This is a genomic window from Morganella sp. HSTU-ASny43 (assembly GCF_022819185.1).
GTDB lineage: Bacteria > Pseudomonadota > Gammaproteobacteria > Enterobacterales > Enterobacteriaceae > Morganella > Morganella morganii.
In genome coordinates this window covers 23,865-36,250 of record NZ_WSPG01000006.1, presented here as the reverse complement: position 1 = coordinate 36,250, position 12,386 = coordinate 23,865, and the positions used below count along the sequence as shown (strand labels likewise).

The 12,386-nt window shown below is 54.3% G+C and carries 15 protein-coding genes and 1 other annotated feature; of the genes, 11 read left to right on the top strand and 4 right to left on the bottom strand.

Annotation, left to right across the window (positions count from 1 at the left end; genetic code table 11):
- Positions 1–33: 33 nt before the first annotated feature.
- From GN208_RS04670 to GN208_RS04660, 3 genes are all read right to left on the bottom strand, one after another.
- Entirely contained in the window at positions 34–555 is a 522-nt protein-coding gene (locus GN208_RS04670; protein WP_004235777.1) for a LemA family protein, read from the bottom strand.
- Positions 556–707: 152 nt separating this feature from the next.
- The gene (locus tag GN208_RS04665) at positions 708–1,163 is read right to left on the bottom strand and encodes a GNAT family N-acetyltransferase (protein WP_004235776.1); all 456 of its coding nucleotides are present in this window, start codon (positions 1,161–1,163) and stop codon (positions 708–710) included.
- A 276-nt stretch (positions 1,164–1,439) separates the two neighbouring features.
- The gene (locus tag GN208_RS04660) at positions 1,440–2,642 is read right to left on the bottom strand and encodes a serine hydrolase (protein ID WP_004235775.1); all 1,203 of its coding nucleotides are present in this window, start codon (positions 2,640–2,642) and stop codon (positions 1,440–1,442) included.
- A gap of 214 nt (positions 2,643–2,856) precedes the next feature.
- Here GN208_RS04660 and GN208_RS04655 point away from each other — a divergent pair, with 214 nt between their 5' ends.
- Complete coding sequence (locus GN208_RS04655; protein ID WP_004235774.1) at positions 2,857–3,477, top strand: glutathione S-transferase family protein; 621 nt, start codon at positions 2,857–2,859, stop codon at positions 3,475–3,477.
- Between the two features lie 3 nt (positions 3,478–3,480).
- Here the strand turns inward: GN208_RS04655 and GN208_RS04650 are convergent, their stop codons facing one another.
- Positions 3,481–4,308 (bottom strand): SDR family oxidoreductase, encoded by an 828-nt coding sequence (locus GN208_RS04650; RefSeq protein WP_004235773.1) that lies wholly within the window; start codon positions 4,306–4,308, stop codon positions 3,481–3,483.
- A gap of 198 nt (positions 4,309–4,506) precedes the next feature.
- Between GN208_RS04650 and hisL the strand changes: the two genes are divergently transcribed.
- The 10 genes from hisL to GN208_RS04600 all read left to right on the top strand — a co-directional run bounded on the left by hisL (position 4,507) and on the right by GN208_RS04600 (position 12,374).
- The gene (gene hisL, locus GN208_RS04645; RefSeq protein WP_101495319.1) at positions 4,507–4,554 is read left to right on the top strand and encodes a his operon leader peptide; all 48 of its coding nucleotides are present in this window, start codon (positions 4,507–4,509) and stop codon (positions 4,552–4,554) included.
- Positions 4,530–4,654, top strand: a sequence feature (His leader region). (Overlaps the previous gene by 25 nt.)
- 34 nt (positions 4,655–4,688) lie before the next feature.
- On the top strand, positions 4,689–5,588 hold the full coding sequence (gene hisG / locus GN208_RS04640) for an ATP phosphoribosyltransferase (protein WP_004241717.1): 900 nt from the start codon (positions 4,689–4,691) through the stop codon (positions 5,586–5,588).
- Positions 5,589–5,602: 14 nt separating this feature from the next.
- Positions 5,603–6,916, top strand: a complete 1,314-nt coding sequence (hisD, locus tag GN208_RS04635; RefSeq protein ID WP_032098906.1) for a histidinol dehydrogenase — start codon at positions 5,603–5,605, stop codon at positions 6,914–6,916.
- The gene (hisC, locus tag GN208_RS04630) at positions 6,913–7,989 is read left to right on the top strand and encodes a histidinol-phosphate transaminase (RefSeq protein ID WP_004235770.1); all 1,077 of its coding nucleotides are present in this window, start codon (positions 6,913–6,915) and stop codon (positions 7,987–7,989) included. The genes hisD and hisC overlap by 4 nt, the downstream gene beginning before the upstream one ends.
- 19 nt (positions 7,990–8,008) lie before the next feature.
- A complete protein-coding gene (hisB, locus tag GN208_RS04625) occupies positions 8,009–9,076 on the top strand; it encodes a bifunctional histidinol-phosphatase/imidazoleglycerol-phosphate dehydratase HisB (protein ID WP_004235769.1) in 1,068 nt (355 codons plus the stop codon).
- Positions 9,076–9,672: an imidazole glycerol phosphate synthase subunit HisH gene (hisH, locus tag GN208_RS04620; RefSeq protein WP_004235768.1), complete on the top strand. Its 597-nt coding sequence runs from the start codon at positions 9,076–9,078 to the stop codon at positions 9,670–9,672. The genes hisB and hisH overlap by 1 nt, the downstream gene beginning before the upstream one ends.
- Entirely contained in the window at positions 9,669–10,406 is a 738-nt protein-coding gene (hisA, locus tag GN208_RS04615; protein ID WP_004235767.1) for a 1-(5-phosphoribosyl)-5-[(5-phosphoribosylamino)methylideneamino]imidazole-4-carboxamide isomerase, read from the top strand. Before hisH ends, hisA begins: the two co-directional genes overlap by 4 nt.
- Entirely contained in the window at positions 10,388–11,167 is a 780-nt protein-coding gene (gene hisF, locus GN208_RS04610; RefSeq protein ID WP_004235766.1) for an imidazole glycerol phosphate synthase subunit HisF, read from the top strand. The genes hisA and hisF overlap by 19 nt, the downstream gene beginning before the upstream one ends.
- 6 nt (positions 11,168–11,173) lie before the next feature.
- Positions 11,174–11,785: a bifunctional phosphoribosyl-AMP cyclohydrolase/phosphoribosyl-ATP diphosphatase HisIE gene (gene hisIE / locus GN208_RS04605; protein ID WP_004235765.1), complete on the top strand. Its 612-nt coding sequence runs from the start codon at positions 11,174–11,176 to the stop codon at positions 11,783–11,785.
- Positions 11,786–11,876: 91 nt separating this feature from the next.
- Complete coding sequence (locus GN208_RS04600) at positions 11,877–12,374, top strand: YbaK/prolyl-tRNA synthetase associated domain-containing protein (protein ID WP_004235764.1); 498 nt, start codon at positions 11,877–11,879, stop codon at positions 12,372–12,374.
- Positions 12,375–12,386 lie beyond the last annotated feature (12 nt).

Here is a 12,386-nt window from a genome sequence, read left to right as displayed (position 1 = left end):
CAAAAAACCCCGCATATTGCGGGGTTTTTCATATCAGGACATCAGCAGCAGTGTTTTGGGTCCGAACCCGAACAGCCCGGCCACCAGGGTGTCCGGATAGTGCTGAACCGCAATATTGTACTGAAGTACCGCCTCATTAAAGGCGCGGATACCGGGATTCAGTGCATCCTCAACATCACAGATCCCCAGCTGAATACGGACAAACTGCGGATCCGCAATCAGCACCGGGAATGTCTCTGTCAGCGTCATAATATGATAAAAAGCACTGCTGATATCATTTGCGGCACTGACACTCTCATCCAGTGTCGCCGCCTCTGTATAGCGCGGATACGCATCCTGCCAGGAATAAAACAGCGTTGCATCCCGGATACCGGCTTTTTCCGTCATATCCACCAGCTGGCCGATCCTCTCCGCCCGCTGATGCAGCATGCCGTCAATCGCCGCATAAGCTTCGGTGATTGGTGCCTGAAGGCGGTTTATCCGGAGATATACCCGCCGGATCCATACAATTCCGGCCACGGCAATGACCAGTGCGATAAACACAATTGTCCCCATATCTTTAATCCTTTATTGACCGGTGTGTAAAAATACCGGTCCTTTTTTATAAAAAAATCCGATATCAGGATGTAATATCGGATCTTATACGGATTTCAACAGGGTAATTCAGCAGACAGCATGATAAATTGCCGCCTGAAAGGGGAATAACCTTATGATGATAGCGGCATTTGCGCCATTTCCTCCCCGAAATCCATCATCTGCACCACCTTAAAGCCGAAACGCTGATAAAAGTGTTTTGCGAATTCATTTTCCGGCTCATAACTCAACCGCAGCCAGGGCAGCGGCTGCTCCCGGGCGTTATTCATCGCGGTGATTTTTTCCAGTAAAGCAGCAAATGCGGCTTTACCCAGCCCTTTGCCCTGAAACTGTGCATCCAGCATAAAGCGCCAGATCCAGAACATGCCATCATCGTCATCAATACCGTACATGGCAAAACCGATCATGGTTTCATCGTCATAAATCACATCGGCACTGAAATTATTCACAAACTGAAGCTGTGCCAGGGAATACACATTGGAGGCCACAAAATCCTCCTGATCCTCCCGCACTTCCAGATCCACACACGCTTCCCAGTTATCTTTACTGACCGGACATAAACGAATCATCGCCTCTCCTGTTGTTACCGCTGTTTTTTTCTGCCTGTCTATTATTGCCGCTCTGATAAAAAATAGCTGCACGGGATGGTGCATTCCGTGTTTTTCTTTCTTAATTCAGATTAAATTCCGCAGGAAGATACCTTCGCGGGTCACTGAGGTTACATACAACAATGGCAGCAGTAAGAATGGAGGCGTGATTTCAGGAGTACTGTCTGAACGTGATACCGGAATTACCGGTAAACGGAGAGAAAACCTGCCGGTCAGTTAACCGGCAGGCTGTTGTGATTAACCGAAGACGGAATGCCACAGTCCGGCAAAGAAGCGGACAATATAATCCCAGATACGGCCGAAGAAACCGGCTTCCTCAACCTGCTGCTGAACTACCAGCGGACGCTGTTCAACGACTTTATCATCAAGGATAAAGTTGATTTTCCCGACCACCTGGTTTTTCGCCAGCGGCGCTTCCAGCGTGGTGCTGTCCAGCTCAAAGGTCGCTTTCAGATCTTTGAGTTTGCCTTTCGGGATAGTGACATAAATGTCTTTTTCCGCGCCCAGCGGCACTTCTGAAATATCCCCGAACCAGACGCGCTCAGTGGTCAGCGGGGTATCGGCTTTCACCGGTGCCACGGTTTCAAAGAAACGGAAGCCCCAGGAAAGGATTTTTTCGCTTTCGGCAAAGCGGACACGGTCACTCGGTGCACCCAGCACCACAGAAATCAGACGCATCGGGCCGTCGGTCGCGGAAGCCACCAGGTTATGTCCCGCTCCGCTGGTGTGACCGGTTTTTACACCATCCACATTCAGATTAGTGCTCCACAACAGGCGGTTGCGGTTCGGCTGACGGATCTTATTGAAGGTAAATTCTTTCTCTTTATGGATAACATATTCATCCGGCACATCGGTGATCAGCGCCTGGGTCAGCAGAGCCATATCTTTGGCGGTACTGTACTGCCCTTCGGAATCCAGCCCGTGAACCGTTTTAAAATGGGTATTTGTCAGGCCAATCTGTTTGGCATAACTGTTCATCTGCGAAACAAAGGTTTCCTGGCTGCCCGCGACATATTCCGCCAGCGCAATACTGGCGTCATTGCCGGACTGAATAACCATCCCTTTGTTCAGATCGATTAATTTTACGCGGTCATCGGGCTTGAGGAACATCAGGGAAGAGCCTTTCAGCACCGGGTTACCGGTTGCCCAGGCATTGATGCCGACGGTGACGATATCATCCGGTGTCACTTTTCCGGCTTTAATCGCCTGTCCGACCACATAACTGCTCATAATTTTTGTCAGTGACGCCGGGTCAAGGCGCTCATCCGCATTCGCGGATGCCAGGATTTTCCCGCTGTTGTAGTCCATCAGCACATACGCTTTTGCATCCACCTGCGGTGCAACCGGTGTTTCCTCCGCAAACGCGTGGCCGATGCTTAAGAATCCGAAAGCAAGCCCGCCGATTAAACCGGTTACCCGTGAACTGATTACTGTCTGCATTACTCTTCCCTCTTTAAACCCGGTACATCGTGACAAAAATAAGAGTGATAACTCTGTGATAATGAATACTATATTCATTTCATGAATGGTAAGCCAATGACACTTTAACGCGATTCTTCCTGTTACGGGGATTTCGTGTAAAAATTTACACTTCATGACACAAAATAACCGACAATACGCACACGTCATCGCATATCTATCAACAGGAGTCACTATGATAACCGTCTGGGGCAGAAAAAACTCGTCTAACGTCAAGAAAGTCTTATGGTGTCTGACTGAACTGGGGCTGACTTATCAGCAGAAAGATGCGGGCGGGCCGTTCGGCGGTCTCGATACCCCGGAATACCTCGCCATGAACCCGAATAAAACTATTCCGACCTATCAGGACGGTGAATTTATTCTCTGGGAATCCAATGCCATTCTCAGTTATCTGGCGGATAAATATGATGACGGCACACTGCTGCCGCACAATGCGGAATTTCGCGCCCGGGCGGCACAATGGATGTACTGGTCAGACGACAGTCTGTTCCCGTATATCAAAGCGATGATGGGACTGCTGGTCAGAACTCCGGCAGAGCAGCGCGATCCGGCGCGGGTGGAGGAGCTGAAACAATCTCTGAATCGCCTGATTGCCATGCTCAATGATGACCTTGCACAGCGTGATTATATCGCCGGTGATACCTTCAGTATCGCGGATATGGCACTGGCGCCGCTGCTCTATCCGTGGCGGGAAGTGTGTCATGACCGACCGGACTTCCCGCATATCGAGCGCTGGTTTGCACTGATTGAAACCCGCCCGGCGTACCGCGATATCGTGGCACTGCCGGTCAGTTAATACTTACTCCGTCATCGGCATCCGGCCGGGATCAGGGTACTGATACTCAAAGCCCAGTTCCCGGCAGATGCGGCTGCCGTCAATCTCTTTTCCTTCAGTGATATCTTCTTCTCTGAACACCGGCGGCAGCAAATTAATCTGACGGGACATATCCGGATAAAATTCAGCCCGTGACGGGTGCTGCGGCGCACACAGATTATACAGATGACCGCCGTGCGGACGCTGGATCAGCAAACGGATCGCGGCAATCACATCATCCTGATGCACCAGATTGACCGGCTGATTCGCCCCTTTCACCGCCGTTTTACCCGCAAGGAAACGCCCTGCATGACGGGATTCCCCCACCAGCCCGGCCAGACGCAGAATATCCGCTGAAACACCCGGCAGCTCATTCAGCCAGTGTTCAATCTCAACAATCGCTTTGGCGGATTCTGTCACCGGATCGACCTGCGAGTTCTCTGTCAGCTTACCGGTCTGATTACCGTAAACCGCTGTTGAACCGGTAAAAATCACCCGCGACACACCGCGCGCCGCCGCCAGATCCACCAGATTCTGCACCGCCTTCACATACAGGTAACCACCGCCCGCCGTTCTTGATGCCGGTAGTGTGATCACCAGAATATCTGTCTGCAAAAAAGCATCCAGATCATCAGCGTTACATTCCGGCTCTGGTGTCAGATTCAGCATATAACACTCAATACCGCACATCCTCGCCGCCTCTGTGCCGTCCGGCGTGGTTTTGGTACCTTTGACACGGATACCGATATCCGCAAGATGCAGTGCCAGCGGCATTCCCAGCCAGCCCAGCCCCGCGATGGAAACTGTTTTCATCGTGCATGACCTCTCTGTGGCTTATTTTTCTTTAATTTCAGTAAATTATCTTAATTTCTGTTTTCTTTGCAAAAAAGGGGTTGCAAAGTCCGGGTGAGTTCTATAGGTTGAAAGACAAGCAATTTATAAACATCGTTATCACCATAATGACAACATTATCCGTGATAGCAACAAGCAGATAAACGACGAGAGATTATCATGACACGCATCCAGTTCAGCCATCACCACCACCATCACCCTGACTAGTCTTTCAGGCGATTGGTGCCGGAAGACGTTCAGAGCTTCCGGTGGCATGCGTGCTAAGAGAGAACCCCCGGAAGAATCTTTTTTCCGGGGGTTTTTTTATACCTAAAGAATTATAAAATCAAAGGATAATCAAAATGTTAGATAAAACGCGCTTACGGATAGCCATTCAGAAATCAGGTCGCTTAAGTGAAGACTCCCGCGAGTTGCTCGCGCGCTGCGGCATAAAAATCAACTTACAACAGCAGCGCCTGATTGCTTACGCAGAGAATATGCCGATTGATATCCTGCGGGTCCGTGATGACGATATTCCCGGTCTGGTGATGGACGGCGTGGTTGACCTCGGTATCATCGGCGAAAACGTACTGGAAGAAGAGTTATTAAGCCGTCAGGCACAGGGACAAAACCCGCGTTACTTCACGCTGCGCCGCCTGGATTTCGGTACCTGCCGCCTTTCGCTGGCCGCCCCGGTGGATTTCAGCTACAGCGGCGCGGAATGTCTTCAGGACAGCCGTATCGCAACCTCCTACCCGTTCCTGCTCAAACGTTATCTTGATCAGAAAGGTATCCGCTTTAAATCCTGTCTGCTAAACGGCTCGGTGGAAGTGGCACCGCGCGCCGGTCTGGCCGATGCCATCTGTGACCTGGTCTCCACCGGTGCCACGCTGGAAGCCAACGGTCTGCGCGAAGTGGAAGTGATTTACCGCTCCAAAGCCTGCCTGATTCAGCGCGACGGTGACATGCCGCCCGCTAAACAGCAGCTTATCGACAGAATGATGACCCGTATCCAGGGTGTTATCCAGGCACGTGAATCCAAATACATCATGATGCACGCCCCGTCAGAACGTCTGGACGAAGTGATCGCCCTGCTGCCGGGCGCAGAGCGTCCGACCCTGCTGCCGCTGGCCGGTGAGCCGGATCTGGTGGCGATGCACATGGTCAGCAGCGAAACCCTGTTCTGGGAAACCATGGAGAAACTGAAAGCCCTCGGTTGCAGCTCCATTCTGGTTCTGCCGATTGAAAAAATGATGGAGTGATGACAATGACCGCAATGACCTTTAATACCTTGATCCGCTGGGAAAACCTTGATGCACAACAGCAGGCGGATGCCCTGATGCGCCCGGCGATGGCGGCATCCGGTGATATCAGCCGCGTTGTCAGTGACATCATCCGCGATGTGCGGGAAAACGGCGATGATGCCCTGCGCGCGCTGAGTGCCCGCTTTGACAAAACACAGGTGACAGAACTGCAAATCAGTGCTGCTGAGATTGCCGCCGCCGCTGACCGACTGCCGGATTCGCTGAAATCCGCCATGGCGACTGCGAAAGCTAATATCACCCGCTTTCACGAGGCGCAGATCCCGGATGTGATTGATGTGGAAACCCAGCCCGGCGTCAGCTGCCAGCTGGTGACCCGTCCGGTGGACAGTGTCGGGCTGTATATCCCGGGCGGCAGCGCGCCGCTGATTTCCACTGTCCTGATGCTGGCTGTCCCGGCAAAAATCGCCGGTTGCCGCCGGATCATCCTCTGCTCGCCGCCGCCGGTGGCCGATGAAATTTTATATGCTGCGCAACTTTGCGGTGTGGAGACCATTTATCAGGTGGGCGGTGCCCAGGCAATTGCCGCGATGGCATTCGGCACAGAAACCATTCCCGCCACCGACAAAATTTTCGGGCCGGGCAACGCCTATGTGACCGAAGCGAAACGTCAGGTCAGCCAGACTATCGGCGGTGCAGCCATTGATATGCCTGCCGGGCCTTCTGAAGTACTGGTGATCGCCGACAGCGGTGCCAACCCGGCCTTTGTCGCAGCAGACCTGCTCTCCCAGGCCGAACACGGCCCTGATTCTCAGGTGGTGCTGGTCACCCCGGATGAAGCAATGGCACAGCGCGTGGTAGCGGAAACCAATTCACAACTGGAATTATTATCACGCAAAGAGATTGCCCGTCAGGCCCTGTCCGCCAGCCGCATTATTATTGCCCGCGACCTGGACACCTGTGTGGCGATCAGCAATCAGTACGGTCCGGAGCACTTAATTATCCAGACCCGCGACCCTGATGCCCTGCTGCCTGCTATCAACAGTGCCGGTTCCGTGTTCCTCGGTGACTGGTCGCCGGAATCGGCGGGTGATTATGCCTCCGGCACCAACCATGTTCTGCCGACTTACGGTTATACCTCGACCTATTCCAGCCTCGGACTGGCGGATTTTATGAAACGGATGACCGTGCAGAAGCTGACCCCGGCCGGGTTATCCGGTCTGGCAGACGCGATTGAAACCCTGGCGGCGGCAGAACTGCTCACCGCGCACAAAAATGCCGTGACACTGCGGATGAATGCCCTGAAAGCGGAGGAAAACAACCGATGAACAAACCATTCAGCGCGATGGCACTGGCCCGCGAAAACGTGCAGTTACTGACGCCGTATCAGTCGGCACGCCGTCTCGGCGGTAACGGGGATGTCTGGCTGAACGCCAACGAATATCCGCAGGCACCGGATTTCACCTTTACGGATCGCAACCTGAACCGCTATCCGGAGTGTCAGCCTGCGAACGTGATCAACCGCTATGCGGCTTACGCCGGTGTCAGTCCGGAGCAGGTTATCGCGGGGCGCGGCGCAGATGAAAGCATTGAATTACTGATCCGTGCCTTCTGCGAACCGGGAAAAGATGCCGTGCTGTTCTGCCCGCCGACATACGGTATGTACAGCGTCAGTGCGGAAACCTTTGGTGTCGCACAGAAAGTGGTGCCGGCACTGGATGGCTGGCAATTGGATCTGGACAGTATCGCGGCCAGCCTTGATAACGTCAAAGTGCTGTATGTCTGCCACCCGAACAACCCGACCGGCAACCCGATCCGCGAACAGGATCTGCGTTATCTGTTTGATATCGTTGATAACCGCGCACTGATTGTGGTCGATGAGGCCTATATCGAGTTCTGCCCGGAGTTCAGTGTGGCATCGTGGCTGAAAGAATACCCGAACCTGGTGATCCTGCGCACGCTCTCCAAAGCATTTGCTCTCGCCGGACTGCGCTGCGGCTTCACACTGGCCTCTGCGGAGATTATTAATGTGCTGATGAAAGTGATCGCGCCGTATCCGCTGTCATCCCCGGTGGCCGCCATTGCCGCCGAAGCGCTGCTGCCGGAGGGCATTGCCGTCATGCAGGCACGCGTCAGCGAAATCCGCAGCAACCGGCAGATGCTGTGTGATGAGCTGGGCAAACTGCCGCTGACGGAAACCGTTTTCCCGAGCGAAACCAACTACATTCTGGTGCGTTTCCGTGATGCGGAGCGGGTCTTCCGTAGTCTGTGGGATGAGGGAATTATTTTACGTGACCAGCGCAAACAACGCGGGCTGGAAAACTGTCTGCGCATTACTGTCGGCACCCGGGCGGAATGCCTGCGGGTGATTGCCGCTATCGCCGCGCTTGAAATGCCATAATCTGAGGACAACGGATACCATGACACAGAACGTTTTATTTATTGACCGCGACGGCACTCTGATCACCGAACCACCGGTGGATTTTCAGGTGGACAGATTAGACAAACTGGCTTTTGAGCCGGATGTGATCCCCGCGCTGCTGAAGCTGAAAGAGGCCGGATACCGCTTTGTGATGGTCACCAACCAGGACGGACTGGGTACAGACAGTTTCCCGCAGGCGGATTTCGAGGCACCGCACCAGCTGATGATGCAGATTTTCACCTCTCAGGGCATTACCTTTGATGAGGTGCTGATTTGTCCGCACAAACCGGCGGATAACTGCAACTGCCGCAAACCGAAAATCACGCTGGTGGAAAAATACCTGCTGCCGGGCGTTATTGACGCGAAAAACAGCTATGTGATCGGCGATCGTGAAACTGACATTCAGCTCGCGGAAAACATGGGCATTACCGGCCTGCGTTACGGCCAGCCGGACACTGACTGGAACAGTATCGCAGAGCAGCTGACCCGCCGTGACCGTTACAGCCGCGTGGAGCGCAGAACCAAAGAGACCGATATTCTCACCGAAGTATGGCTCGACCGCGAAGGCGGCAGCACCATCCGCACCGGTGTCGGCTTTTTCGATCACATGCTGGATCAGATTGCCACCCACGGCGGTTTCCGCCTCAATATTCAGGTCAGCGGCGACCTGGTGATTGATGATCACCACACCGTGGAAGATACCGGACTGGCGCTGGGCGAAGCCCTGAAACTGGCACTCGGCGATAAGCGCGGTATCACCCGTTTCGGCTTTACCCTGCCGATGGATGAGTGTCTTGCCCGCTGCGCTCTGGATATCTCCGGCCGTCCGCACCTGGAATACAAAGCCGATTTTAAATATCAGCGTGTCGGCGACCTGAGCACTGAGATGATTGAGCACTTCTTCCGCTCACTCTCCTACACTATGGGCTGCACGTTACACCTGAAAACCAAAGGGAAGAACGATCACCACAGAGCTGAAAGCCTGTTTAAAGTGTTCGGACGGACACTGCGCCAGGCCATCCGTGTGGAAGGTAATGTTCTGCCGAGTTCAAAAGGGGTGTTGTGATGCGCATCGTGATCACCGATACCGGCTGTGCCAATATCGCCTCCGTCCGCTACGCGGTTGAGCGTCTGGGTTATCAGCCGCTGGTCACCGCCGACCCTGATCTTATCCGTCAGGCAGATAAAGTGTTTCTGCCGGGGGTCGGGACGGCGGGTGCGGCAATGGAAAATCTGACAGCGCGCGGCCTGGTGAGCACCATCCGTTCCCTGACACAGCCGGTGCTGGGGATTTGCCTCGGCATGCAGCTGCTCGGCACCACCAGCGAAGAGGGAAATATCGATCTGCTCGGTCTGATTGATACCCCCGTACAGAAAATGACGCCGGATGGTCTGCCGGTGCCGCACATGGGCTGGAATACTGTTGAATTTACCGCCGATCTGCCGCTGTTCCGTGATATCGCGCCGCAGAGCTATTTTTACTTTGTTCACAGTTACTCCTGTCCGGTCAGCGACGCCACGGCAGCCACCACCACGTACGGTGAGGCTTTCAGCAGTGTTCTCTGCCGCGATAATTTTTACGGCGTGCAGTTCCACCCGGAACGTTCAGGTAAAACCGGCATTACTCTGATTAAAAATTTTCTGGAGATGAAATCGTCATGATCATTCCCGCACTGGATTTAATTGACGGACAGGTAGTGCGCCTTCACCAGGGCGATTATGCAAAACAGCGCGATTACGGCGCGGATCCGCTCAGCCGTTTACAAGCTTATGAGCGCGAAGGGGCGCAACTGCTGCACCTCGTGGATTTAACCGGTGCCAAAGACCCGGCGAAGCGCCAGATCCCGTTGCTGAAAACACTGCTGGCGGGTGTGCGCGTGCCGGTACAGATCGGCGGCGGGATCCGTACTGAAGAGGATGTTGCCGCCCTGCTTGATGCCGGTGCCGCCCGCGTGGTGGTCGGCTCCACGGCGATCAAATCCCCGGAAGAAGTAAAACGCTGGTTTGCCCGTTGGGGGGCAGAACGCATCGTGCTGGCGCTGGATGTGCGCATCGGCGCAGACGGTAAAAAACGGGTTGCGGTCAGCGGCTGGCAGGAAGATTCAGAGCAGACCATCGAAGACGTAATCCGCGGTTTCGCCTCTGCCGGGCTGCGCCACGTATTATGTACCGATATCTCGAAAGACGGCACCCTGGCCGGCTCCAATGTGGCGCTTTATCAGGAAATCTGTACCGCGTTCCCGGAGATTGCCTTCCAGGCCTCCGGCGGTATCGGCGGGCTGAATGATATCGCCCCGCTGCCTGCCACCGGTGTGGCGGGCGTGATCGTCGGCCGGGCGCTGCTCGACGGCAAAATGACATTACCGGAGGCTATCGCATGCTGGCAAAACGCATAATTCCCTGCCTGGACGTCCGTGACGGACAGGTGGTCAAAGGGGTTCAGTTCCGTAATCACGAAATCATCGGCGACATTGTCCCCCTCGCCCGCCGTTATGCCGAAGAAGGCGCGGATGAGCTGGTATTCTATGATATCACCGCCTCCTCTGATGGTCGCGTGGTGGATAAAAGCTGGGTAGCCAAAGTAGCAGAAGTGATTGATATTCCGTTCTGTGTGGCAGGCGGGATCCGCAGTACCGAAGATGCTGCCGCGATCCTCAGTTTCGGGGCGGATAAAATCTCCGTGAACTCCCCGGCGCTGAGTGACCCGACTCTCATCACCCGGCTGGCTGACCGCTTCGGCGTGCAGTGCATTGTCGTCGGGATCGATACCTGGCACGATGCGGAAAGCGGAAACTATCAGGTCTATCAGTTTACCGGTGATGAAAAACGCACCATCGCCACTTCCCGTAACACCCTCGACTGGGTACAGGAAGTGCAGCAGCGCGGTGCCGGGGAGATCGTCCTCAATATGATGAACCAGGATGGTGTACGCAACGGCTACGACCTGGAGCAGCTGAAAAAAGTGCGTGAAGTGTGTCAGGTGCCGCTGATTGCCTCGGGTGGTGCCGGTCATCCGGATCACTTCCGTGATGCGTTTTTACAGGCCGGTGTTGACGGCGCGCTTGCCGCCTCTGTCTTCCACAAACAAATTATTAATATCGGCGACCTGAAACGCGGACTTGCCCGCGACGGGATCGTTGTCAGAATACAGGAGTAACACACGATGCTCACGGAACAGGAAATCGCACAACTGGACTGGCAGAAAACCGGCGATCTGCTGCCGGTTATTGTGCAGCACGCCGTCTCCGGTGATGTGCTGATGCTGGGCTACATGAACCGCGACGCACTGGACAAAACGATCAGCGAAAAACGCGTGACGTTTTATTCCCGCACCAAACAGCGGTTGTGGACCAAAGGGGAATCGTCCGGGCATTTCCTTAATCTGGAAGACCTGTTTAAAGATTGTGATAACGACACGCTGCTCGCGCTGGTCACCCCGATCGGCCCGACCTGTCATCAGGGTACCAACAGCTGTTTTGCGCCCGCACAGACAGCCCAGGGTTTCCTGTATGAACTGGAGTCTGTTATAAAATCCCGCAAAACGGCGGATCCGGACAGCTCTTACACAGCACAACTCTATGCCGCCGGGACCAAACGGATTGCCCAGAAAGTGGGCGAGGAAGGCGTGGAAACCGCACTGGCCGCCACTGTCCGCGATAAGGCGGAACTGACCTCAGAATCCGCGGATCTGCTCTATCACCTGCTGGTACTGCTCCAGGATGCCGATCTGGATCTGGCCGCTGTTATTGAAAAACTGCGTTCCCGTCACCGTTAATCCGAAAGCGGGGGAAATCCTTTTTTGTCCGCTGTTTTTGTTGCCGTAACCTTCTATAATAGGCAGGATATTGGCAACAAATGCAGAGACTATGAGTGATATGACCCCGATTTTTGAGAAACTGACCGCCCGGCTGGATGAACATAATGCCCGCTACCGTGTGGTACATCATGCCTCCGCCGGGAAAACCGAAGAAGTCGCCAGAGTGCGCGGCACACACCACGGTCAGGGTGCCAAAGCACTGGTTTGTCATATCAAGGGAAACGGTGTACGTCAGTATGTTCTTGCGATTCTGCCTTCTGATCAGCAGGCGGATTTACAGGCACTGGCAAAAAAAACCGGCGGCACCCGCGCCTCTCTCGCCAGCCCTGCAGAAACAGCTGAACTGACACAGTGTGTGTTCGGTGCTATCCCGCCGTTCAGCTTTCACCCTGATCTCCGTCTCGTTGCCGATCCGATGTTATTTGAACGTTTCAGTGAGCTGGCCTTTAATGCCGGCAGCCTGGAGTGCTCCATTATTCTGAATACAAAGGACTATCAGCGGATTGCCGATCCTGAAACAGTATCGTTTGTCCGCCGTGAACTTTGATTTTTGCTTGGG